The 23,445-nt window shown below is 51.8% G+C and carries 32 protein-coding genes and 1 pseudogene; 18 read left to right on the top strand and 15 right to left on the bottom strand.

All coding sequences use genetic code 11. The annotated features are described in order from the left end of the window. Position 1 precedes the first annotated feature (1 nt). The 4 genes from guaA to PCO85_16400 all read left to right on the top strand — a co-directional run bounded on the left by guaA (position 2) and on the right by PCO85_16400 (position 4,000). Entirely contained in the window at positions 2-1,579 is a 1,578-nt protein-coding gene (gene guaA / locus PCO85_16415) for a glutamine-hydrolyzing GMP synthase (protein ID WJV52788.1), read from the top strand. A 300-nt stretch (positions 1,580-1,879) separates the two neighbouring features. Then, entirely contained in the window at positions 1,880-3,136 is a 1,257-nt protein-coding gene (locus PCO85_16410) for a tyrosine-type recombinase/integrase (GenBank protein WJV52787.1), read from the top strand. Positions 3,137-3,203: 67 nt separating this feature from the next. Further along, entirely contained in the window at positions 3,204-3,476 is a 273-nt protein-coding gene (locus tag PCO85_16405) for a hypothetical protein (GenBank protein WJV52786.1), read from the top strand. Further along, positions 3,476-4,000, top strand: a complete 525-nt coding sequence (locus PCO85_16400) for a DNA-binding protein (GenBank protein ID WJV56114.1) — start codon at positions 3,476-3,478, stop codon at positions 3,998-4,000. Before PCO85_16405 ends, PCO85_16400 begins: the two co-directional genes overlap by 1 nt. Before the next feature lie 15 nt (positions 4,001-4,015). On the opposite strand, the gene PCO85_16395 is transcribed toward PCO85_16400, so the two are convergent. Beyond that, positions 4,016-4,411, bottom strand: coding sequence for an AlpA family phage regulatory protein (locus PCO85_16395; protein WJV52785.1), 396 nt, complete (start codon positions 4,409-4,411; stop codon positions 4,016-4,018). Positions 4,412-4,683: 272 nt separating this feature from the next. Next, a complete protein-coding gene (locus PCO85_16390) occupies positions 4,684-5,478 on the bottom strand; it encodes a hypothetical protein (protein ID WJV52784.1) in 795 nt (264 codons plus the stop codon). Between the two features lie 315 nt (positions 5,479-5,793). Here PCO85_16390 and PCO85_16385 point away from each other — a divergent pair. Continuing rightward, positions 5,794-6,267, top strand: a pseudogene (locus PCO85_16385) (transposase). Positions 6,268-6,450: 183 nt separating this feature from the next. Here the strand turns inward: PCO85_16385 and PCO85_16380 are convergent. From PCO85_16380 to PCO85_16320, 13 genes are all read right to left on the bottom strand, one after another. Beyond that, positions 6,451-6,828: a Mor transcription activator family protein gene (locus PCO85_16380; GenBank protein WJV52783.1), complete on the bottom strand. Its 378-nt coding sequence runs from the start codon at positions 6,826-6,828 to the stop codon at positions 6,451-6,453. Continuing rightward, a complete protein-coding gene (locus PCO85_16375; GenBank protein WJV52782.1) occupies positions 6,825-7,247 on the bottom strand; it encodes a regulatory protein GemA in 423 nt (140 codons plus the stop codon). The genes PCO85_16380 and PCO85_16375 overlap by 4 nt, the downstream gene beginning before the upstream one ends. Next, positions 7,225-7,425, bottom strand: a complete 201-nt coding sequence (locus PCO85_16370; GenBank protein WJV52781.1) for a hypothetical protein — start codon at positions 7,423-7,425, stop codon at positions 7,225-7,227. Before PCO85_16370 ends, PCO85_16375 begins: the two co-directional genes overlap by 23 nt. Further along, the gene (locus tag PCO85_16365; protein ID WJV52780.1) at positions 7,422-7,889 is read right to left on the bottom strand and encodes a hypothetical protein; all 468 of its coding nucleotides are present in this window, start codon (positions 7,887-7,889) and stop codon (positions 7,422-7,424) included. The genes PCO85_16370 and PCO85_16365 overlap by 4 nt, the downstream gene beginning before the upstream one ends. Continuing rightward, positions 7,873-8,172, bottom strand: coding sequence for a hypothetical protein (locus PCO85_16360; protein WJV52779.1), 300 nt, complete (start codon positions 8,170-8,172; stop codon positions 7,873-7,875). Before PCO85_16360 ends, PCO85_16365 begins: the two co-directional genes overlap by 17 nt. Before the next feature lie 90 nt (positions 8,173-8,262). Further along, positions 8,263-8,874, bottom strand: a complete 612-nt coding sequence (locus tag PCO85_16355; GenBank protein ID WJV52778.1) for a DUF3164 family protein — start codon at positions 8,872-8,874, stop codon at positions 8,263-8,265. A gap of 11 nt (positions 8,875-8,885) precedes the next feature. After that, positions 8,886-9,155, bottom strand: coding sequence for a hypothetical protein (locus PCO85_16350; GenBank protein WJV52777.1), 270 nt, complete (start codon positions 9,153-9,155; stop codon positions 8,886-8,888). A 2-nt stretch (positions 9,156-9,157) separates the two neighbouring features. After that, positions 9,158-10,312 (bottom strand): AAA family ATPase, encoded by a 1,155-nt coding sequence (locus PCO85_16345; GenBank protein ID WJV52776.1) that lies wholly within the window; start codon positions 10,310-10,312, stop codon positions 9,158-9,160. 16 nt (positions 10,313-10,328) lie between these two features. After that, positions 10,329-12,095 (bottom strand): DDE-type integrase/transposase/recombinase, encoded by a 1,767-nt coding sequence (locus PCO85_16340; protein WJV52775.1) that lies wholly within the window; start codon positions 12,093-12,095, stop codon positions 10,329-10,331. After that, entirely contained in the window at positions 12,096-13,022 is a 927-nt protein-coding gene (locus PCO85_16335; protein ID WJV52774.1) for a DUF3102 domain-containing protein, read from the bottom strand. Positions 13,023-13,037: 15 nt separating this feature from the next. Next, positions 13,038-13,343, bottom strand: coding sequence for a helix-turn-helix domain-containing protein (locus PCO85_16330; GenBank protein ID WJV52773.1), 306 nt, complete (start codon positions 13,341-13,343; stop codon positions 13,038-13,040). A gap of 2 nt (positions 13,344-13,345) precedes the next feature. Further along, positions 13,346-13,579, bottom strand: a complete 234-nt coding sequence (locus PCO85_16325; protein WJV52772.1) for a hypothetical protein — start codon at positions 13,577-13,579, stop codon at positions 13,346-13,348. Positions 13,580-13,633: 54 nt separating this feature from the next. Then, the gene (locus PCO85_16320) at positions 13,634-13,819 is read right to left on the bottom strand and encodes a DNA-binding protein (GenBank protein WJV52771.1); all 186 of its coding nucleotides are present in this window, start codon (positions 13,817-13,819) and stop codon (positions 13,634-13,636) included. A gap of 104 nt (positions 13,820-13,923) precedes the next feature. Between PCO85_16320 and PCO85_16315 the strand changes: the two genes are divergently transcribed. From PCO85_16315 to PCO85_16255, 13 genes are all read left to right on the top strand, one after another. Beyond that, on the top strand, positions 13,924-14,334 hold the full coding sequence (locus PCO85_16315) for a helix-turn-helix transcriptional regulator (GenBank protein WJV52770.1): 411 nt from the start codon (positions 13,924-13,926) through the stop codon (positions 14,332-14,334). 15 nt (positions 14,335-14,349) lie between these two features. Beyond that, on the top strand, positions 14,350-14,883 hold the full coding sequence (locus PCO85_16310) for a hypothetical protein (protein ID WJV52769.1): 534 nt from the start codon (positions 14,350-14,352) through the stop codon (positions 14,881-14,883). Positions 14,884-14,903: 20 nt separating this feature from the next. Further along, the gene (locus PCO85_16305) at positions 14,904-15,851 is read left to right on the top strand and encodes a hypothetical protein (GenBank protein WJV52768.1); all 948 of its coding nucleotides are present in this window, start codon (positions 14,904-14,906) and stop codon (positions 15,849-15,851) included. 351 nt (positions 15,852-16,202) lie between these two features. Continuing rightward, entirely contained in the window at positions 16,203-16,550 is a 348-nt protein-coding gene (locus PCO85_16300; protein WJV52767.1) for a putative holin, read from the top strand. A gap of 2 nt (positions 16,551-16,552) precedes the next feature. Beyond that, the gene (locus PCO85_16295) at positions 16,553-17,275 is read left to right on the top strand and encodes a transglycosylase SLT domain-containing protein (GenBank protein WJV52766.1); all 723 of its coding nucleotides are present in this window, start codon (positions 16,553-16,555) and stop codon (positions 17,273-17,275) included. Continuing rightward, the gene (locus PCO85_16290) at positions 17,265-17,933 is read left to right on the top strand and encodes a hypothetical protein (GenBank protein WJV52765.1); all 669 of its coding nucleotides are present in this window, start codon (positions 17,265-17,267) and stop codon (positions 17,931-17,933) included. Before PCO85_16295 ends, PCO85_16290 begins: the two co-directional genes overlap by 11 nt. Beyond that, entirely contained in the window at positions 17,917-18,249 is a 333-nt protein-coding gene (locus tag PCO85_16285) for a hypothetical protein (protein ID WJV52764.1), read from the top strand. The genes PCO85_16290 and PCO85_16285 overlap by 17 nt, the downstream gene beginning before the upstream one ends. Next, complete coding sequence (locus tag PCO85_16280) at positions 18,242-18,553, top strand: hypothetical protein (GenBank protein ID WJV52763.1); 312 nt, start codon at positions 18,242-18,244, stop codon at positions 18,551-18,553. Before PCO85_16285 ends, PCO85_16280 begins: the two co-directional genes overlap by 8 nt. Beyond that, positions 18,553-19,098 carry a DUF3486 family protein gene (locus PCO85_16275; protein WJV56113.1) on the top strand — a complete coding sequence of 182 codons (546 nt, stop codon included), beginning with the start codon at positions 18,553-18,555 and terminating at the stop codon, positions 19,096-19,098. Before PCO85_16280 ends, PCO85_16275 begins: the two co-directional genes overlap by 1 nt. Then, positions 19,095-20,618, top strand: a complete 1,524-nt coding sequence (locus PCO85_16270) for a hypothetical protein (protein WJV52762.1) — start codon at positions 19,095-19,097, stop codon at positions 20,616-20,618. The genes PCO85_16275 and PCO85_16270 overlap by 4 nt, the downstream gene beginning before the upstream one ends. Continuing rightward, positions 20,618-22,111, top strand: a complete 1,494-nt coding sequence (locus tag PCO85_16265) for a DUF935 domain-containing protein (protein WJV52761.1) — start codon at positions 20,618-20,620, stop codon at positions 22,109-22,111. Before PCO85_16270 ends, PCO85_16265 begins: the two co-directional genes overlap by 1 nt. Beyond that, positions 22,092-22,913, top strand: coding sequence for a phage minor head protein (locus tag PCO85_16260; protein ID WJV52760.1), 822 nt, complete (start codon positions 22,092-22,094; stop codon positions 22,911-22,913). The genes PCO85_16265 and PCO85_16260 overlap by 20 nt, the downstream gene beginning before the upstream one ends. Further along, positions 22,910-23,359: a phage virion morphogenesis protein gene (locus tag PCO85_16255; protein ID WJV52759.1), complete on the top strand. Its 450-nt coding sequence runs from the start codon at positions 22,910-22,912 to the stop codon at positions 23,357-23,359. Before PCO85_16260 ends, PCO85_16255 begins: the two co-directional genes overlap by 4 nt. The last annotated feature ends 86 nt before the right edge of the window (positions 23,360-23,445 follow it).

The raw sequence follows: 23,445 nt of genomic DNA, 5'->3' as shown, positions 1-23,445 counted from the left end.
CATGACAGAAAACATTCATCAACACCGCATTCTTATTCTGGATTTCGGTTCTCAATATACGCAGCTGGTTGCACGGCGGGTTCGTGAACTGGGCGTTTACTGTGAGCTTTGGGCATGGGATGTCACTGAAGCGCAAATCCGCGAATTCAATCCAAATGGGATTATTCTTTCCGGTGGACCGGAAAGTACCACTGAGTTCAATAGCCCACGGGCCCCGGAATATGTCTTCCAGGCGGGCGTGCCTGTTCTGGGTGTGTGTTATGGCATGCAGACTATGGCGATGCAACTGGGTGGGGCGGTAGAAGGTTCCAATGAGCGTGAATTTGGTTACGCGCAGGTTGAAGTCAAGGTGGATTGCACGCTGGTTCGGGACATTCAGGATTCTATCAGCGGTTTTGGTGTTCCAGTGTTGGATGTGTGGATGAGCCATGGCGATAAAGTGACGGCGATTCCTCAGGATTTCGTGACTATTGCCAGCACGGATACTTGCCCGTTTGCCATTATGGCGAATGAAGAGAAACGTTTTTATGGCGTTCAGTTCCATCCAGAAGTGACACACACCCGTCAGGGGCAGCGCATATTAGAACGCTTTGTGCGTGATATCTGTCAGTGTGAAGCGTTGTGGACACCCGCCAAGATTATTGATGATGCTGTGGCCCGCCTTCGTGAGCAGGTAGGGAATGATAAAGTGATTCTCGGCCTGTCTGGTGGTGTGGATTCTTCCGTGACCGCCATGCTACTACATCGCGCGATTGGTGAGCGTCTCACCTGCGTGTTCGTGGATAACGGATTGCTGCGTCTGAATGAAGCTGAGCAGGTGCTGGACATGTTTGGCGACCACTTTGGTTTGAACATTGTGCATGTTCCGGCAGAAGAGCGCTTCCTGAGTGCGTTAGCGGGCGTGGATGAGCCGGAAGCGAAACGTAAAATTATTGGTCGTGTGTTTGTTGAAGTCTTCGACGAAGAAGCCAGCAAGCAGTCTGATGTGAAATGGCTGGCGCAGGGCACTATTTACCCGGATGTTATTGAATCTGCTGCTTCTGCAACGGGCAAGGCGCATGTCATTAAATCTCACCATAATGTCGGCGGTTTGCCGAAAGAGATGAAACTGGGTCTGGTTGAGCCGTTGAAAGAGTTGTTCAAGGATGAAGTCCGCAAGATCGGTCTGGAACTGGGTCTGCCGTATGACATGTTGTACCGCCATCCATTCCCGGGGCCAGGTCTGGGTGTGCGTGTACTGGGCGAAGTGAAGAAAGCGTATTGCGACCTGTTGCGTCGTGCGGATGCGATCTTCATCGAAGAGCTGCATAAAGCCGACTTGTACAACAAAGTCAGCCAGGCATTCACTGTCTTCCTGCCAGTGCGTTCGGTGGGCGTGATGGGCGATGGGCGTAAATACGATTGGGTGGTTTCGCTGCGTGCAGTAGAAACCATCGACTTTATGACCGCACGCTGGGCGCACCTACCGTATGATTTCCTCGGTCGTTGCTCCAACCGCATTATCAATGAAGTCGACGGCATCTCCCGCGTAGTTTATGACATCTCCGGAAAACCACCCGCGACGATTGAGTGGGAATGATCCAAGGTTCTTCAAGAACTATCGCCAACTATCGAAAAATCGTCATAACAGTTTGATTTATAATTAAATAGGTTGTGGCGACTATCGGTGACTATCGCCGGCCAGCAGAACAGGCTGGCGGTAGACGCGACGGTAAATCAAGAGACCCGGATTATGACCCTCCCGTTGATGATTGATTCTTTTTCGGTCATGACGGTAAAAATCCCCGCCAAAAGCTAGACGTGATGCGGCTTTTGGGGCATCTTCAGACTTCCTGACCCCTGACGGTAAAAACCGCCATTGAACAGGAGGAAAAGCGCGATGCTCACCGACACAGCACTACGCAATCTCAAGCCCAAAGCCAGACCGTACAAGGTTTCCGACCGGGATGGCATGTATGTCATGGTATCCGTCGCCGGTACCGTTACCTTCCGCTATGATTACCGTCTTAATGGACGGCGCGAAACCCTCACTATTGGCCGCTACGGCCCTGCCGGTATTTCTCTGGCGCTGGCCCGCGAAAAGTTGCTGGATGCCAAGCGTGCAATTAGCGAAGGGCGTTCCCCGGCACATGAAAAACAGCGTGAGAAACGCCGTTTGACCGCAGCCAAACATTTTGATGATATGGCGGCCCGCTGGCTGGTGGACGCGCGCATGGCCGATAGCACTCGCTCCATGCGCAAAAGCATCATGGAGCGCGATATCCTGCCGGTTTACCGTAACCGGCTACTCACCGAAATCAGCCCAGATGATTTACGTGCCTTGTGCAACAAGGTTAAGGCGCGTGGCGCTCCGGCGACGGCGGTGCATATTCGCGATATTGTTAAACAGATTTATGGTTTTGCCATTTTGCATGGGGAGAAGGTCACTAACCCGGCCGATGAGGTCAAAGCCGCCTCGATTGCCACTTTCGCACCGAAGGAAAGGGCGCTCTCGCCAACCGAGATCCGCCTGGCGTTCCATCAACTTGAGTCTGTGGCTTCTTACCCGACCATCCGTCTGGCTCTGCGTCTGGTTCTGTTGACCCTGGTACGCAAAAGCGAGCTGGTGGAGGCTACCTGGAATGAAATCGATTTCGAGAACGCTACCTGGACCATCCCTAAAGAACGGATGAAGCGACGAAACCCACATGTCGTTTATTTATCCCGACAGATGCTGGATATTTTTGTGGCGCTGCATACCTGTGCCTCCGGCTCAAGATTCGTGCTGCCTTCACGTTATGACGGTCATCGCAGCATGTCGCACGCCACGCTTAATCGGGTCACGCAGCTTGTGGTTCAGCGTGCTCAGGCCAACGGTTTACCATTGGATCCGTTTACCGTTCACGATTTGCGCCGCACCGGCTCTACATTGCTTAATGAGGTGGGGTTCAACCGGGACTGGATTGAAAAATGCCTGGCGCATGAAGAAGGTCGCTCCTCGCGCTCGATCTACAACAAGGCTGAGTATGCAGAGCAGCGTCGGCATATGCTGCAAGAGTGGTCCAACATGGTCGAAGCCTGGATTGATGGCCGGAACTACGTACCAACGCTGATGCCGGAAAATGTCACGGTGCCGGTATTGAGAGCATCGGTATGAAGCATTCAATATTATTGGGTTGTCATTTGACAACTACAGCATCGCGATCCATACTGGAGGTCAATAAATGACCCGTCCTTCACATCCGAAAAAAGAGGTTGAGGAAGCGCTCCGATATGCTGAAGAGCAGGGCTGGCGAATTGAAGTCGGCGGCAGTCACGCCTGGGGAAAGATATATTGTCCTTACAATGACCATGAGTGCCGTTGCGGAGAGTTTTGCATCACCAGCGTCTGGAGCACGCCGAAGAATTCGGGCAACCATGCGCGCGCGTTGCGCCGGGTAGTGGATAACTGCATCTCGCATCGTAAACAGCGTGATCCCGACGATGAGGAGTCATGATGGAATACATCTTTACCTTAAAATATCAGCTTGCCGCTGACGATAGTCAGCCAGATGCGATTGTCGAACGTCTTGGTGAGGCCGGATGCGACGATGCTCTGGTTGGCGTTGGATTGCCGGGCCGATTGGCGTTAGAATTTACCCGCGAAGCCGCCAGCGCTGAGGGCGCCGTATGCAGTGCGCTAGCAGATGTTCGACACGCAGTGCCTTCAGCGAAGTTGATCGAGGCTGCACCGGATCTGGTTGGGCTGACCGATGCGGCAGAGATTGTCGGCGTATCGAGGCAAAATATGCGCAAATTGATGCTGGCTTATCCGGACAGCTTTCCAGTGCCGGTTCATGAAGGCAGCGCATCAATCTGGCATCTGGCGGATATTTTGTCCTGGTTGCAGAACCGAGGAAATTACCGATTGCCGCAAGATGTGCTGGAAGTGGCGGAGATAGCGATGCAGGTTAATCTGGCAAAAGAAGCTCGCCGTTTACCGCCTCCTGAGACCAGAGATCTGGAAGCTTTAGTTGGCTAATGTTAACCAAGGCTGTCATTTTTGATGCGAACCCGCCCTTACTGAGCGGGTTTTTCGTAAACGGACATCAGGTTTTATTGCCGTTCTTGCTGAAGTTGTGGGCATCGCTTGTTTGCGGGCTTCGATCCATTTTTCTACTTCATCCAGATCCCATACAACGCAGCGCGGCGTCAGATTGAAACGCTGTGGAAATTCCCCACGACGTTCCATCTCGTAGATCGTTGTTTCCGATAACGGCACGATTTGACGTAACTCCTGGCGCCGGATAGTCCGGAGAAAGGGAAGGGGGCAATGCCGGGGATGTTGTGGCAGCGCTTCGTAGGCTTCAGTGCCAGGAAAGGGTGATGTGCTGTTGGAATGCCGTTCCGTGGTGCTTGCTGTCGCCTCGGGTGGTTGCGTAGGGTATTTCATCTTCGGCTCCTCCAAATCGCTAGACGGCGTAATAAGGGGATATGATGACTTTTGCTACCTATTGGGGCAACTTGCTGTGGCGTAGATTGGCGAAATGGGTCGAAAAATGAGAAATAGTGCTTTTAATTTTAATCTGTGCTGGCTCATACCTACTACTCCGAAAACCCTTGTGGAGGTTAATCGGAGGTGATTGTCAACTCAGTGCCAGAAGCGGACATCGAGCGAAAAGTCCCCCTCAGTTAATGCTTTTTAAAGAGGGAAACATTCAATATTTAACCCATCCTATTTTTCTTGGAACGTGAGATAGTTGGATCTGGCGATGGAGGGGAGATCAGATTTTCATAGCTATCCATTGGAATAAAGCTGCTGTCCAATTCAGGTTCGATTATACCTAGCATACTCGTGCTAGCATTAATAACATGTAATGGTTGTTCTGACGATTTTATAATTTCCTTCATCTTATTCACCGCATCTGGTGAGTAATCGAGACCAAAGCCGGAAAGATTTTCAGACAATGATTTCACCCAAGGATTGCCATAATGAGTCAATATACGTCCCGGTACAGCTAATGGTGCTTCACTTATTATCTTTTCAACGAAAACTGTAGGTAAGGAAAAAGCTCCAGCATTCTCTTTTTTAATATCCACATCATATAGCAGAATATTACTTGCGCTTGTAACTTCTTGAATTCTAATTAACTGCTCTAGTTTAATTGACTTAAATCCTAGTGGATCATATTTTTCATCGTAGTATTGCCTTTTAGCCTCATAAAAGACAACCCCCTCTAAATACAATTCAGATGTTAACATTATTTTTATAAAAAATGCGATGTCACCAAGTTCAGTTTCTTTCGCACCTTTTAATTTAAATGAATCCCATTTTATTCTCTGAGACATGGAGGTCCATTTAATATCTTGACCAAAACCTAGAAGTGCTATCAACATCCTAGTTGTTATATAGTTTTCACTCCATGAGTCTTGCTGCTGGTTTTGAAAGCTATCTGATAACTCTTTAACAATTGCTTTGTGAGCACTTATCACCCACTCATTTTTATTTATTTCTAGCATTGTCAGTTCCTTTCAAGGTTACGATAAGGGTATTAAACTAATTAATAAACTTTACATTATTTTGGATGGTAAGTAATGCTACCTTTTTAAGGCATATATTTTTTTATATTTTCCTGCATAGTCCGATTCTCGCTCAGATCGGACGTCATGACTTTTGGGGCTGTCCTCTTCGTGCCCAGGCTGTGTGAAAACTGCTGATCAGTTTTTGGTCTAAGCAGTGACTTAATATGATCAACCATTCTTGATAAACCCATGCGTCAACCCACTTTATTTATTAAAATTAGAAGGATACGATTACATATTGCGGGTGCAGATATGACCCATCACATTAAAGGTCAGGGCAGACATCAGGTGACGTTGCTGCCTGAAGTGCTGGATGATTTTGTCACCGAGGATAACCCAGTCAGAGTTATTGATGTCTTTGTTGATGAATTACAGCTTGATGTACTTGGCTTCGAGCGTGTTAATGCAAAACAAACCGGGCGGCCAGGATATCACCCCGCAACCATGCTGAAGCTGTACATTTATGGATACCTCAATCGCATTCAGTCATCCCGCAGGTTAGAAAAAGAAGCCTATCGTAACGTTGAATTGATGTGGTTACTTGAGCGATTAACACCTGATTTTAAAACCATTGCAGACTTCAGAAAAAACAATGGTAAAGGCATCAAAAATGCTTGCCGGGCTTTCATTGATCTGTGTCGGCAGATGCAGATGTTCACCGATGTGGTGGTTGCCATTGACGGTAGTAAGTTCAAGGCGATAAACAGCAAATCGAACAACTTCACGCCCCAGAAAACAAAATGATGAGAAGTGAGATAAATAATACATAACCTGCGAGATAATTATGGGATAAACCGGGGTGAGGTGGGAAGAGACTGGATGAACCTTGTAATTATCTTACCGTATGTGAAAAAATTAGGCCGTCGAAAAATTCAGAGAAAATTCGTGTTCGGCCTGTAAGTTTGAAGGTTATTTCTCGTCGTCATCGTCAAACAGCCTGCCTTGCATCCGCGCCAGTTCCTCTTTCCTGACCCGTTTCACAACGCTGTATACCCACTGTAGTGAGCATCCGAACTGGCGAGCCAGCTCATGATGATTATGTCCATTAAACGCTGAGAAAATCTGGAGATCGCGCTGGCTAACTCTCCACGCCATACCCATTGGGAAATAAACATTTTGCCCGCCCCATACCTGCATCATCTTATTTGCCACGGCTTCACCAATCTGCTCAGCGACTTCCTGGCTGATGGTATCTACGACTTCACGGGCTGTGATAGCGGTATGTTGCGCCAGTTCAATCAGTAATTCCGGCCCTTTGCTGCGGAACGTATTGGTGTCATTGCTCATGCGTGTTTCCTCGCTCTGCATTGCCACTTCTTCAATTTTTCGATCACCTGGCTGGCGTCTTCAGTACCAAGCCAACGCAGGCTATCAACGTCTGTTTCACGCTTTACCCAGCGCACCATCGCCGCTTCAGAACGGTCACGAATGATTCCTGTATCCGCCATTTCCAGCCATAATGCGCGGATTTTTCGGGACTGAGGGGCATCATCTAACGGGATAGTGCTGTTAGCCTTTCTCGCGGGCTTAATTTTAAACCCACGTTTTTTCATTGCTTTCATTACGTTGTCTAACTGCGGGACGTCCATATCCCGCGTTGACGTTTTAGTGGTGATCGTGGTCAACAACTGGCGATAGGTATCATCGTCCAGTCGTAGTTCACGTTTGGCCACATGGATCAGCTTAATTAGCTGGGTTCTGTTCATCACTATTCCCCCGCCAAACTTCACCACAGATAAGAACGGCATTTGGGCGGCGCTCATGGACGATATCCATCACCAACTGGCATGACTCCCGGTTCAGATAAATATCATCTGTCACAGGCAGGGCATCACAGAAACCAGTACCACAGGCTGATACCAGCAATACAAAGCCGATAATCATGCACCACCTCCGTAGACGACCGTGATATCACTGCGTTTCGGCGTTCTTGGCGCACACCATTTCAGCCATGCTTGCAATGCCGTCAATGCCGAGTCCCCATCTGGCGCTTCAGGTACACCGGGAACCAACAGTTTCCCAGCACTGACTCCCTTACCGTGGCGGGCAACAACCTCAAGCCAGCTTTTTAATGTGCATTTTGGCCCCATAGCTATCTGAATAGCGCCTGAGCCATTTGCTTTATCAGTGGGCAATGCATCGCCGACTTCAATCAGACCACTGGCCCAGCACCATGCGAACTGCGGCGTCAAATCGTAATAGTTTTTGCCACCACAGCGAGGACAGGTTGAGTCATAAGTTGGGAACGTTCTAACTTTGAAGTCACGTTTATTTACACGTTCCGATTCCAGATGTTTATTTCTGCATCGAGTGCATTTCACCAATAGGTTTCTATTTTTCGCTGACATTTTCCACCCCCAACCGTTCAGCCAGTCGCTTCAATTTATTGTATTTCGCAAACTCGATTAACTTATCCATTCCATTCAGCTTGAACTGTTCGATCATGATTTCGACATCAGCCATTTCCTCCGTTAAATCGACCTCGTTATCGAGGCCATTTAGGTTACGTGATGCTGACGCGCTCAATTCCGCCGCTTCTTCGATGAGTTTTAGCGCCTGGGAATCAGGGCCGAATTGCTTTAACGCCATGCGGTATAGCGTTGAGCGATTGTGTGCAATGCCTTTAATCATGTGATCTCCAAAATAGTGGTTATGCTGAATTAGGTGCGCAGAATTCCCTGGCGCTGACGCCGAAATAAAAGAAAAATCATGTTTAAATAATTAAATGGCAGCGATATCCAGTGGGATATTAATTAATTTTCCTGCGTCGTCTTTTTCCCGAAAATTAATATACGTTTTCGATACGGCAACCTGTAATGACTCAGAAATCGCCTCCATGGCTTTCAGCCAGCGTTCATCTGCAATTTTGATACGGCGTAACGATAAAATACGACCGGTGTTCAACTGCCCTTCTTTATCAACAGAGAACGCATCAGTAATTAATGCCCGCAAGTTGTCATTGGCATCCTGCGACCATTCGGTAACGCATTCATCGATCAGGTCTTTCGCTATCTGTAACTCAGGCCCGAACGTCAGTGAATCTTGCACGGCAATGCGGATTTGCAGGCTCCCGTCATAACTGCTGAATGTGACATTGCCTTTCGCTCCTCCGCGAGTTCGGCCATATTTCTCGGCAACCAGATCCAACCAGGCATAACATTCGTTGAAAGCCCGGTTCTTGAAATCACGCAGTTCAGTGCTTTTGACTTTTGCAGCGGCGACCTGTTCTTTTACAAACGTATCCATTGCCAGGTCATAGTCTGAAACCTGATTAATTGGGACTAATCGACCTTTGCGATCAGTCATATATTCTTCTTTATTAATGGCGGTCATTTGTCTACTCCTCAATGTAATGATTCTGACCAGATAATGCGGCAACCATATTGTTCAAATACTCCCTGACGAAAAAGTCCGGTACGTCCACATCCCACATGGGTATAACTGGCTTTACCGCTTTCAATTAATTTTGCGCAGTGGCCATTTCTGGCAATGCGGATAACTGGCTGTTTGCCGCACATCATGACACTCTGAACGGTAGCGTTCATGGCTTGCAGTGATACCATCGCCAACTGTAGGTCGGCTAACTGCTGGGTAATATTCGGGATAGATTTCATTGTTAAACCCCCTTAACCACATCGGCGTTCACCATCGGCACACCGATTTCAGCGGCCAGATTCATGGCGGCAATCACCAGATTGCTGACAGCCAGCGGATACAACAGGCTGACGACGCCTTTCCGACCACCAACCTGATTACTGAGACGGGCGCGAATGGCGTCCACCGCGCTGGCGTCCATAACGTCAGCCAGCTTCTTCCCGGTACGCTCCAGTTTGAATGTCAGGAATGCCTCCAGGCTGTTATCCAGTGGCAACAATTCTACAACCTCACAACGCTGGACAACTTCCCGCACCTCCATATTGCGTTCAGAGAGCTTAGTAGCCAGTTCCGGCTGTCCAATCAACACGATGGATAACAGCTTCTTAAACCCGCTTTCCAGCTCAAAAAAACGCTTGAGGTGCTTCAATGTCGGGATGGGCAGGCTGTGGGCTTCCTCAATCACCAGAACGTGGTTGTAACCCGCTGCACAGCTCTCTTTCAGTACACGATGCAGTTGACGGTAACGTGCGTCTTGCGAGCGTTTGACGCCCTCCAGCGGGGCGATGGTGTTGATAATCGCTTCTGCAATGGCGGTGGCTTTCAAAGTCTTCCCTTTAACGTCGTTGTCCTCCATCGCAATAATGTACGGCTCAATGACAATCACAGGCGCATTCTCGCGGTTGATTCGTTCGATAAGGTCACGGCGCAGTGTCGATTTGCCTGCGCCAGACTCACCAATAACCGCCATAAATCCACCGTGGCGGGCGGTCTGGTACAGCGCTTCGCGCACATAACGGATATCTGGCATTGTAAACACATCGTCTGCACCTTGCATGGCGTCGTCAGCGAACGGGTCACGGAACAGCCCGAATGCCTTTTTTGTCGCTGGAAACAGCACCTGTTTTTTGAGTAACATATTCTCCTCCGTTGTATCTGTGGTATCAGCAGTGCGGGGTGTGTCAGCATCCTGCACTGCGTCAAAACTCTTATCTGTATCAATCCCTTTTGCTGCCAGAAATCTTGTTAATCTCTGACGAACTTCCCCGGCGTTGGTGCGTGGCCACGTATTGTGATTAACAATCTGTGCCAGTGTGGCCTCTGACACAGCGATGCTTCTGGCGACAACGGCCTGTGACAGCTGCGCCTGTTTTAACTGTCCTTTCAGTACCAACATGCTCACCCCCTTTCTTTTAATTGCCGTTGACGATGTTGATAACGTTGGAAACCGGAGCCATCAGTGACTTTGCTACATCATCCAACAGGTCTTCAGGTACGCCGTCCGGGTACTGCGCCACCAACTGGCGGTAGTGTTCCGGCGTCCAGTTATGGCCGCTGGCAGAGAACTTCTCGCGCAGGGCTTTAGCCGCTTCAACGTGGGTAAGCGGGCGTTGCTCAATACGCGGCCCGCGTACCTCTGATGCCTGACCGCGACGCGGCATAAATGTTGGCAGCGTGGCGTCGTCGATGTGTTTATACGGGTCAAGTTTTCCACCGAACGGCAGCGCCTTCGCCTTGCGTGCTGCTACCGCGTCGGTGGCGTTATCTGTACCTGTCACCAACTGTTCCAGCGCCCTGGCTGCGGTCTGGGCGGGCGTGTCAGCCTGGGCTTTGTAGCGTTCGCCAATAACGGCAGCAGAATCAGCGAAACCGAATTCGTTCTTGGTGACCTCATCAACCAGGAAAAACGTCTCGCGACCATCTTCACCAGTCAGCACGACTTGTGCAGCGTCAGTGCGCCAGGGGTTGCGTGTGATCAGCATTTTTTCACCGATCATTACGCCGGGTACGGTAGACACATCGTATTCAATGCCCCTGAACGACACGCGCAGCTTCGGCGTGACTTTGCGTTCCTCCGGTGTCGCCACGGCAAGCTCGCGGCAGACTTCGACGGATGGCGCTTTTACCAGTTGCTCTGCGGTGATTTTCAGCCAGACGTCGGTGCGGGTTTTACCGTGGCGGCTGTGTTTTGCTGTGGCGTTAAAATGCCCCCGCCAGTTCTTTGCCAGGGTATTCAGCTCGTCAAGGCTAAATATGGGCTGGAACTTCAACCCCGGCTCTAACTTCCTCTCGATAATATCCCTGGCCTTTTCAACACTGCCTGTCGAACGGGCTGCGTGGGCCTTGTGCGCCATCAAATCAATGCCCAGCGCACGGCACAGGTTCTTTGTCATACCTGCGGTGTTGGCCGATCCGGGGTCGAGGTAGAGGATTTTCGGCACGCCATGCAGCACATCGGCACCGCTGCGCTCTTGCATGGCGTTAATCAGCACAGAACACAGGTTCTCGCCGGATTCTGCACCCATCACATACTCGACATAGATCCAGCCAGACGTATGGTCGGTGATTTCATAACTCCATACCCGATCACTGGCGATACGAGCCACATTACCCGGCTTGTTTTTGTAAAATTTGGCGCTGTCCATCACTTGCAAGCCGTTATGGCCGTTGCTGAGGTAGTACAACGTGCAGAGCGACGCGTCGATTTGCCACACATGATTGGGGTGGCGGCTGGCCAGCTCAGTGACCGGGGCGGGTTGGCTTAACTGGTCAGGGTGCAATCCATAGCCGCGCAGAGCGCGGCTGATAGCAGTTTCAGATAACGGGATAAACTCACCGGTGGATTCATCCAGGCGGCCTGCCGTAATCATGCCGTTGGCCCGCAGAGCTTCAACGGCATCCGCGATGGAATACAGCCGCTTGCCGTTCTTACGGGTGGCTTCCATCAGTGTGGCGGATATCACGGCGGCATCGTCACGCGTCAGCGTGCTTTGCCCTGCATCAGTGCGCTTTTTGCGTTTATCCGTCACTGTGACCTCCTTCAGCTTGCGTAACAGCGTGGCGCGGGACATGCCCAGTTCCACACAGGCAGAGTCATAAATAGCGCCACGTCCACCGTGCCCCGCCTCGCGGGCGGCGCGGGCAATGGCCACCAGTTTTTCGGTCATGGCAGCACTCATTTATGCGTCCTCGCTATCCATCCAGTCCGGTTTTTGTATCTGCGGCTCGGGTTCATCCAGAAAGGCAGGTCTGTCAGTTCCTGTGGGCGAATCGGGAAGGTCAAACGTTGCACGCAGAGAGCGCACCTGCGTTTCCAGCTCGCAGAGCAGCCCCGCCATAAAGTCTTTGGGGACATCAATGAAGTTTTCAGCGCAATAGGCGACCAGCGTTTCAAATGCATTGGAAAGGCGAACGGTAATCGCCGATTCGGCATCGGTAGCAACGCCTGCAACCTCGGTACGCAAGCGCTTGACTTCCTCGTCAGGCTTGGGTGGCTGGAGACGGGATTTCTTTTCCAGCTTTGTTGAAAGTGTGTCAATTTTTTCGTTTTTATCGGCCAGCACGCGCTGCTGTGCAGCGTTGGTTTCACGGGTTTCGCGCAGAGCGGCTTTCAGTTCCCGGCTGGTCATACGGTCGATATCGTCGAGTGTTGCACCCGCTATAGTGCCGCCATCAGCTAATGCAGCGAGTTCATCATCATCCTCTGTCATTAGCTCGAATAATTTTGTTTTACCTAAAACGGCAAGCGCTTGCCGTTTTGGCTCTAGTGCTGGGGATAAGTATTTGAGAGCAGCCTGCATCATCATACGTGCTGTGCGCTGTGCCAATCCTAGCTGGCTTTCTACAATCTCTGTAAAATCACCATGTGGTTCATTTTCTTTGAGAATAACCAGACGTTTACCTGCTTCCAGCATGGCCTCGGCTGATTGCGCCATATAAAAACGCGCTTCGTGAACGATGCGATCACGTTCATACGGCAGGCCATCACCAAATTGCTGCATAACCTGCATACGGTGCTCGGTCATTGCATTCAGTTTTACATTTAGTTCGCCCGATAACGGAGCGTCCTCCACTAATTGAGACGGTTCTTGTTTTGTGCGTGCCATCGTTCTTGATCCTTATTAGCGGCTGCCAGCAATGAGTCGTTGACTCATTTCATTGATTCTGTCCTGCGCCCGGGCGATTTCATTCGCGTGCGCGTGGGCTATTTGCAGTGTCTGCATGGAGAGGGCAAAACGTCCGTTGTCCAGTTTTTGCGCTAATCCTTCCTCGATCAGCGTATTCAGTGCACGGTTAATGTTGGCTGGCGAGTCGTCTAACGCAGCGGCTAACTCGCTGTTTGACAGCCCTGTTAACGTATGTCCTTTCAGGGCTTTAAACACCTTGAGAATGCGGGTGCCAGCGCTGGAAACGTTCAGTTTGCTCATGGTTATGCCTCCAGAATCAAAAATCGACGTGCGGCGTCATAGTCGGAATACGGCGTATCGCCCAGGTCGTCGGTCCCTCTTAATCCTACGAATTCGTCAACACGGATAATGCTGTGTGCCGGGTGGCCCGGTTGTCGTTTAACACGGCGGATAAACGTCCCGTTCAGCGTGTTACCTGATGGTGTTAGCGGAGTAATTAACACGCGCTGACCGGCTCGCAATGTGCTTGGTTTCATGCTGTTCACCGTTTTCGAATATGTGATAATCTGTTTCCTATAATGAAAGGTTGGTCAGGCAGCAGGCTTTAGACCGAGCGCTACAGCAATCTCATGGGACTTGCCGTACTTGGCTTTTACAAAGCCATTCAGTACGCGATAGACGGCTTGCCGTGGATAACCGTTTTGCGCCGCCCACTGTGTGACCGTGACACCGCGCTGATGCAGTTGCTGCTTAACCTGGTCTGGAGTCTTTTGCATGGTCTGGCCTCCTAAGTGGTCAATGATTATTGAATGATGATTGATTGATTTATGATTAATATTAGTCCCAAAAATGTCACATGTAAAGCTATGGAGGGACAAAAATGTCACAAGGGAAACGACTAAAAGGTGAGCGTGAGCGCTTAGGGTTTAGTCAGGCGGAGTTTGCGGAACTCGCAGGTGCATCACGCAAGACACAGATTCGCTGGGAGCAAGACGAATCATCGCCAGGCATTGATGCAATGCATCGTTGGTCTCAAAAAGGATTGGATGTTGCCTATGTTATTACTGGTCAGCATCAAGAAACGAAATCAGCTCATGGCGCGGATATAGATACAGAGTTGCTAATAAAAATTGTCCAAAAATTAGATTTGATTGCAAAATCTGCTGGACGGCGTTGGACATCTGACGAACTCATTTTGCAATCGTCCAGAATCTATAATTTTTTAATAAAAGAACGCTCGGTTGATGACGTGAAAATTGACAGCATTCTAAAACTGGTGGTTAACAATTAATATCGAAGGGAAAAAATGGATAGCCGAGAAAAAGAGCTTTCAGCTCTCAGTGCACAGATTGCTGATAGTTTGAAAGGATTGCCTTTTGATGACGGACAGGAAAGACAAATAACGATAACTGTAGGCGGGAGTAATCCTGGTTCTATTCACGTTGGTTCGGTTGTCAACATCAATCCTGCTCCCCAGCGTCCTCTTGAACTCCATGAAATGGATGATCATACTTTGCGCGTAATGCGCAAGAACCTCACTGTGAAAAAGAATGATGCAAAGCGTCGCTGTTATCTTAATGGCCCGACAATGATTAGCCTTGCTCTTATGCTTTCGGCCTTCTTTTCTGCTTTATTAAATGGCTATTTGTTGCTCAATAAAGAACCGCCAATCTTTATTCTGGGTGATAAAGTCTTTTTTGTTTTGATTGGATGGGCGTTTTTTTTATCTTTTTTTGTTAAGAAAATGGATAAGATTAGAAAGATAGAATCAATAATCATCAATGAAAATCAATCAATTATTGATGCGATAGACGTGATTTTACGCCGTAGAAATTCATGATTTAGATAAGGATATTGACTATGCGCAAATTTAAATTTGCCATTCCTATGGTACTGATACTGGCTGGATGCGGCGATGAACAAGAAAACAGTACCAAAACCGAACAGAAAAAGGCTCCAGCACCCACATTCTCAATAACAACCGATGATACTGATATCAATCGATTGTTACCCGCTATCCGCCAGTTACTCCCCGGTCTTGATAAATACGCTGAACAATTCCAGGAAAAGGCTGTTGAGCGTAACCGGTTTTTAACCATCAAGTTTCACATTCCTGATAATGCCACCATTCCTGCTGAATATGTTGCCACCGGGCATAACTGCTTCATTGAAATCAATAAAGAAGGCACGGCTATCAGGGTGCCAAAAAATGTTTGTAAATCCGTTGCTCTAAACAGAGTTGTACAGGGTTTAGATAGCGACTATTGGTTCTATCTCTATGCCGACCAATTAACGTATAAGCCGTATGATTTCGCAAAGTTAAATGACAAAGAGCGTATTGATATTGGCGTAACGTATCTGAAAAAAGTATGGGATACAGTGCAGGAAGTTAAGCAGAAAACAGACTGGCAGCCTGATGATTTCCCTAACTACGGCCGATTATTCAGACAGCTGGAAAATGAGGGTAAGCAGTTTGTCATGGAAGGCGATATGTTCCCGGCTTATGGTTCCTGTAGGATGACGGGTGCATATGCCCAGAGTTGGTGGTCAGAGCAAGTTAGCTCGCTTGACGATTTATCCTCAAATGAACCGCAAAAAATTAGCGCCGCCTTAAAACAAATTAAGCGTCAATATGACTTATATTATGAAAGCGCAGTGAGTTGTTCAAAAGGCATTAGACAAGCACCACCTAAACCGAAAAAAACAGTGACCCTACCACCCACGCCAGATAATAAGTCACCACGCCCTGGCTGTTTGGCTGTATTCAAGCCGGATGATACAACTGAGTGGACATGCCCAGCGAAATAGCAGCTATCTGGAGGTGTCAGCGGACGCTGAAGAGTGGCAGCAAGCATTGGAGGTAATTGCATTTGAAATACGGCAATCCCATCCGAATATTGAAGACATTCACTAAGTAATTTGTGAATTCCCGTATGAACCGTTGGTGAAAGGCAGTTCGCCAATTTAAAACTCAATGCGTGCATATTGTGATTCATGTTTCTCCCTAACGCGCTAAAATCGACAATGACCTGCTCCCGTCGTGGAGCTGGTTTTCTCCACCATACTGGTGTTTGCCTTCCTCTTGTTGCTATTAACGCTGTTTAAAATCCCCACGTAACACAATCCGTCATGCTGTCTCCACTACACAAGGAGACAGCTATGAACTTCACTAAAAAATTCCGCATCAAACGTCTGGAACGCCTGTTCGGCTGGCAGATTACTGCCGTTCTGCTGCTGGCCGTGATTGCACTGGTATCACCGCAACAGCTCCCCGTCGTTATCTACAAAATCGCCCTGATTACGCTGGCCGCTGTGCTCGGTTACTGGCTTGACCGCTCGCTATTTCCCAAAGCGGCATTGGGCCAGTACCTGAAGCATGAGCCATCTTTGATGGATGTTGGCCTGTATCCGGTCAAAACCGGCTATCACATGGTGTTTGCCGCCGCGCTGATTCGCCGGGCGATCATTGTGGCGGCTGTGTGCCTCGCTGTTGCGATGGGGCTGTAATCATGGGCTGGCCGCAAAGAATTTTATTAATCATTCTGCTGATAGTTTGCGGATATGCGATGGATAACCACGGCAAGCGCAAGACAGCTCGGCATGATGTACGGGTTACGCTGATCTCAGTTGGAGTATTGCTGTTACTGCTGTTCTGGGGGGGCTTTTTCAGCCAAGCTCATGCCGCGCAGCCGCCCGCTGCCGCACAGCAATATCGCAACGACGTGATACGTAATGCCCGCCTCGACTGGGGGCTGAATGCCCCGGTTGCTGACTTTGCTGCCCAACTGCATCAGGAATCCGGCTGGAACCCGCGAGCGGTGTCGCCCGTCGGCGCACGCGGTCTGGCGCAGTTTATGCCGTCAACCTCTGAGTGGATCAGCAATGCTATTCCTGATCTGGCAGCTAATCAGCCGTTTAACCCCGCATGGGCCATTCGGGCGCTGACCAGCTATGACCGCTGGCTATGGCAGCGCATCAATGTTGCTGATAGTTGCGAGCGGATGGCGATGGCGTTGTCCGGCTATAACGGCGGATTGGGCTGGGTACAGCGCGACCAGAAGCTGGCCGCACAACGCGGGCTGGATCGTCAGCGTTGGTTCAGCCAGGTCGCCACTGTCAACGCCGGGCGTAATTCAGCCACCTGGCGTGAGAACCGCCATTATCCGCAACGTATCCTGCTGGAACTGGCTCCACGTTATCTGACATGGGGAGGCGGCAGCTGTGTGGACTAGTCTGATAAAAAAACTACCGTGGCGCGGCATGCTGCTGGCCCTTGCTATTGCTGGTGTTCTGTATGGCCTTTACCGCTGGGGCTACCGCGAGGGACACGATAGTGCAGAGCGCGACGGGAATGTCTCGCTCAATCAGTTGCAATCGAAGTTTGACACATACCAGAGGGAGCAGGTGGAGCTGGAAAACGCTGCTCTGCGGGCCTGGTCGGAGCGCTATCAGGCACAAGTTGCCGCAGGTCACCAGGCCGAGGCCAGTTACCTTGAGCAGATGGCACAGCTTGAAAACCAGAATCAACAACTTAAAGAGAAAATTGATGATGTCACACAGCGCTGGATTGATGAAAAAGGCAAGAACCATCCCATTGAGTGCGTGTTTACTCGCGGTTTCGTGCGCCAGTACAACGCCGCACTCGGATATGCCGACGCATCCGTCGACAGCGGTCATGCAGGCAGCGCTACCGCCGCTATCCCCGGTACTGGCACAGCGCCCCGGCCTCCTGAATCCCCTGACGCCTGGCTACGCGACTCAGGCGTCTCCCAGCGTGACGTCCTCGCCAACATCATCGACAACGCGAAGCAGTGCCGCGTCTGGCGCAGTCAAATAAACGGTCTGCTGGACGAACGAGAAGGAGATTACAGAAATGACGTTGCAGGTTGAATTCTGGACGGTGGTGGGCTTTCTCATCACTTTTATGAGTTTTGTCGGCGGTATGGCCAAGTGGCTATTTAGCAAGGCGGAGGAGCGTCAGGCGGCGCGATTTGCCTCGCTTGAGCAGTCGCTGCAACAGTCAGCCTCAAACTGGGGCGAACTGGAAAAAGAATTTATGCGGTTTAAGGCGGATTTACCGCTGAACTACGTCCGCCGCGAGGATTACATCCGGGGCCAGACGGTCATCGAAGCCAAGTTAGACGCGCTCTACAACAAACTGGAACTGGTACAGCAGTACCGCCATACAGGAGGTCACCATGGTTGATATCACCCGCGTGCGCCGGGAATCCCTGCGCTGGAGTCTGCTGGTTGCTCTGAACAAAACCCGCCCGTATACCGCCAGCGAAACGCTGCTGCTGGATGTGTCCCGCGCCATCTACCCGGACACCACGCATCTTGAGCTGCGTCGGGAGCTTGACTATCTGGCTGACCGCAAGATGGTTGATCTGGAGAAGAAGCCTTCTGGCGACTGGTTTGCCGATCTGACCCGCCTCGGTGTTGACCTGGTGGAATATACCGTTGAATGCGGCCCCGGCATTGCCCGCCCGGAAAAGTACTGGAGTGAATGATGGCCAGACGCAGCACGATAGATAAGCTGCCGGAAAACGTGCGGCGCTGGCTTGAGCGGGCGCTGAATGAATCCGGCTTCAGCGGCTATTCCGAACTGGAATCCCTGCTGCGTGAGCAGGGGTACGTCATCAGCAAATCGGCTATCCATCGCTATGGGCAGAAGATTGAGCGCCGCTACGGCGCTATCCGTGCGGCCACCGAAGCGGCCCGTATGCTGACCGAAGGTGCGGCTGACGATCAGGATGCGCGTTCGGAAGCCGTCATCGCCCTGATCCAGACCGAGCTGTTCGAGAGCATCGTCCAGCTGCAGGAAGCGGAAGAAGGCGAAGTCGACCCCAAAGAGCGCGTGGCGCTGTTATCCAAAGTCGCCAAAAACGTGGCCACGCTGTCCCGCGCCTCCGTCAACCTGAAGAAATTTCAGAGCGAAGTCCGTGACCGCGCCCGGCTGGCGGCGGGTAACGCCGAGAAGATTGCCCGCAAGGGCGGCCTGTCTGCTGATGCTGTGCAGGCGCTGCGACGTGAAATTCTGGGGATTGCCACATGAGTCAGCTTGCGCCGGTAATACCTGACACTTCCGGTAATGACGCGCCACCTGTTCTGCTGCCTTATCAGCAGCGCTGGGTTGCTGATCCATCTCCGGTCAAGTTTATGGAGAAAAGCCGCCGTACCGGTATCACGTGGGCAGAAGCGTCCGATAACGTGCTGATTGCGGCATCGTCCATCGCAGCGGGCGGGATGAATGTATATTACATCGGTTACAACCAGGATATGACCATCGAATATATCCAGGCGTGTGCAATGTGGGCGCGGGTGTTCAACTATGCCGCCAGTGAAATTGAAGAAGGGTTCTGGGAAGAGGACGAAGACGATAAGCACATCAAGACCTACACCATCACGTTTCCTGACTCCAGTTTTCGTATCGTCGCGCTCTCCAGTCGCCCGTCTAATCTTCGTGGCCGCCAGGGCGTTATTGTCATTGATGAAGCCGCGTTCCATGAAAATCTGAAAGAGCTGCTTAAAGCTGCGATGGCGATGCTTATCTGGGGCGGCAAGGTGCGCGTTATCTCCACCCACGATGGTGATAAAAATGAATTTAACATTGAGATCACCGATATCCGTGCCGGGCGTCAGGGGGGCAGCGTACAGCGAATTGCCTTCAAAGAAGCCGTTGCGCAGGGTTTGTTTCACCGTGTCTGCCTGCGAACCGGGAAGGAATGGACGCAGGACGCTGAACAGGCGTGGATGGCGTCGGTGTACAAGTTCTACGGCACCGGCGCATCCGAAGAGCTTGACTGTATCCCGGCCAACGGCGGCGGTGCCTGGCTGTCCCGCGCTCTGATTGAGTCCCGTATGTCACCCGATACGCCGGTGCTGCGGCTGACCTGCCCGGAGGGCTACGAGCTGAAGCCCGATGCAGAGCGCTTCAGTGAAACGCAGGACTGGCTGGATGAGAATCTGAAGCCGCTGCTGGAGGCGCTCCCCGCTGATGCCCGCTCGTTTTTAGGGCGGGACTTTGGCCGCAGCGGTGACCTGTCGGTGGACTATCCACTGTTGCAGGAGAAGAACCTGGTACGCCGCGTACCGTTCGTGATGGAGCTGCGTAATGTGCCGTTCAAGCAGCAGGAACAAATCACCTGGTACCTGATGGACGGTCTACCAAACCTGATGGGTGCGGCACTTGATGCCCGAGGTAATGGCTCCTATCTGGCGGAGTATGCAATGCAGCGCTACGGCTCCAGCCGGGTGAAGCAGGTCATGCCTACCGAGAGCTGGTACCGGGAACATATGCCGCCGGTCAAGGCGGCGCTGGAGGATGGCAACCTGATTGATTTGCCGAAAGATGAAGACACGCTGGATGACCTGCGGGCCGTTCAGGTGGTTAACGGCGTTCCCCGCGTACCGGAACAGCGGTCAAAAGCGAAGTCGGACAGTGGCAAACGCCACGGGGACTCGGCTATCTCGCTGGCGCTGGCGTATTTTGCCAGCCGTGAAATTAACAAAGGGCCGGTGAAGGCAAGCTCCCGCCGCCGCCGTTCGTCCACCCGTTTACTGGAGAATTACTAATGGCACGAGGCATCTGGGTGTCCCCCACTGAATTTGTCAATTTTGCCGAGCCGAGCCAGTCGCTGACAGCGCAGATTGCCGGGCGTGAGCGGTCAATGGATTTCGCTGCATTCGGCATGTATCTGCCGAACCCCGACCCAATCCTGAAGGCGCAAGGGCGTGATATCAAAATCTATCGCGAGTTACGCACTGATCCGCTCGTGGGTGGCTGTATCCGCAGGCGTAAAGCAGCTGTCAAGTCGCTGGAGCGCGGGATGGAGCGCGGCACAGCCCAGGTGCGGGTATTTAATTTTGTGCGCGATATGCTCGCTGATTTGGATGTCTCGCGCATTATCGGCGAGATGACTGACGCCGTTCTCTACGGCTACCAGCCGTGCGAATTGATGTGGCAACGCAGTGCGAAATCCTGGTCTATTGCGGATGTTGTCGGCAAGCCGCCGGAATGGTTCATGTTCGATTCATCCAACCAGTTACGTTTCCGGGCGCGGGATGCCGGGCTGAACGGTGAAGCCGTACCGCAGTACAAATTCTTGCTGCCCCGGCAGGACGCCAGCTATGACAACCCCTACGGTTTCCCTGACCTGAGCATGTGTTTCTGGCCCGTGGCGTTCAAGAAGGGCGGCTGGCGTTTCTGGGTGCGGTTCGCGGAGAAATATGGGTCGCCGTGGGTCATCGGCAAACATCCACGAGGCACGGCGCAAAGTGAAATCAACACCTTGCTTGACTCACTGGAAGCGATGATTGAAGACGCCGTAGCGGCTATCCCGGATGACTCGTCAGTGGACATCAAAGAAGCGGCGGGCAAATCTGATTCCAGCGAGATTTTTCAGAACCTGATTCGGGAATCACGCAGTGAAATTGCGATGGCGCTGCTGGGGCAGAACCAGACGACCGAAGCCAGTAGCAATAAAGCCAGCGCCCAGGCCGGGCTGGAGGTGACGGCGGATATCCGCGACGGTGATGCTGATATCGTAACAGGTGCCATCAACCAGATGATCCGCTGGGTGGTTGAGCTGAATTTCGGCAACGTTGACAGCCCGGTTTACCAGTTGTGGGAACAGGAATCCGTTGATGATGTGCTCGCCACGCGAGACGAGAAGCTGAGCCGGGCCGGGGCGAAGTTCACCGCGCAATACTGGAAGCGGCAATACCAGCTTCAGGAAGGCGACATCGACGAAACGCCTGCTGCCGGGGTGGCCGGGGCACTCCGCCCCGAATTTGCCGAAGCCGTGGCCGCTGACCTGAACGTGCAGGATACGCTGGATGAGGCACTGGATATTTTGATGAACGGGGGCAAGTTGACTACGACGCTGGAGCCTGTGCTGGCCCCGCTGTTTGAGCGGGTTCAGGCGGGCGTTCGTCCGGTTGATTTGCTCGGTGATCTGACAGAGCTGTATCCGCAGATGGGCAGTGATGACCTGCAAGAACGTCTGGCCCGGATCCTGTTCGTGGCTAACATATGGGGGCGTCTGCATGAGCGCAACAGCGGCTGACCTGGCGTACTGCATGACCCTGCCGCCGAAGCGTGCAATGCAGTATCTGCGTAAAAAAGGGTTTGCGATTAGCTGGGACTGGGAAGAGGTCTGGCAGGAGGCCCACGCCAGGGCGTTCACCGTGGCCAAAGTCACCCGGCTGGATATCCTTGAAGATATCCGCGCCGCCTTACAACAGGCACTGGACGAGGGCAAGACCGGCAACTGGTTCCGCAAGGAGCTGGAGCCTGTTTTGCAGCGCAAAGGTTGGTGGGGGCCGCGAGACACGACCGACCCGGTCACCGGTGAACCGGTCACTATTCAGCAGGGTAGCCCGTGGCGGCTCGATACCATCTTCCGTACCAATATGTCGGTGCTCTATAGTGCAGGCCGCTGGGCCGAGCAGATGGAAAACGTCGATGACCGTCCGTTCTGGATGTATACCGGCATCAACGACAGTCATACCCGCAAAAGCCACCTGCAACTGCATGGCAAGGTTTTCCGGTTCGATGACCCGTTCTGGCAGGCGTTCTATCCGCCGAACGGGTGGCGCTGTCGCTGTAGCGTGATTGCGCTGAGTCGTGATCATATCCGGGCTCGTGGCCTGAAGGTTATTGAGTCTGCCAACATGATGGGCTGGTCGTTAAAACTGGTCAGCGAAAAAACCGGTGAAATGCAGCAGGTCGCTACTTTCAAAAGCGGCGGTCATGAGGTGTCAACGGATGTCGGCTGGTCATATGCGCCGGGTGCGGCTTACCGGCCTGACCTGGCACGGTATCGTGGCCCGTTGTCAGGGCTGGCAAAACAGGAGTTAACACAATGAGTACTGTCTCTGTCACTATCAATGACCGCGAGCTGCGGCGCGGGTTGCGTGCGCTGGAGATGGCGGCAACCGAGATGACCCCGGCGATGCGTAAAATTGCCGGCACGTTGCAGACGGAAACTGCACTGAATTTTGGCGATGAGGGGCGACCGAAGTGGGTGGTATCACTGGCCGCAGAAGACCGCAGTGGCCAGACGCTGAGAGAAACGGGCAGGCTGGCTGCGTCAGTATCGACAGACTATGATTCCAGTCATGCGACTATCGGCACCAATGTTGTCTATGCTGCTATCCATCAGTTCGGCGGCAAGACTGGCCGTAATGAGTCGGTCGAGTTACCCGCCCGTCCGTACCTGCCGATTGATGCCGACGGTGAGCTGCAACCTGAGACAGTCCGCTCGGTTCTCGATACGATACAGCGGCACCTTGAATCAGCGGCTCATAGTTGATTTTTCGCATTGCCGGTACGCAGATGTGCTGCGTGCGGGCGTAGTGGGCTGAAAATCCTTTATAAAGCCTTTACAGGCTGGCTTTC

The sequence above is a fragment of the Prodigiosinella aquatilis genome (assembly GCA_030388725.1).
Lineage (GTDB): Bacteria > Pseudomonadota > Gammaproteobacteria > Enterobacterales > Enterobacteriaceae > Prodigiosinella > Prodigiosinella aquatilis.
The sequence above is the reverse complement of the archived record's forward strand: the minus strand, read 5'-3'. Positions and strand labels throughout refer to the sequence as shown.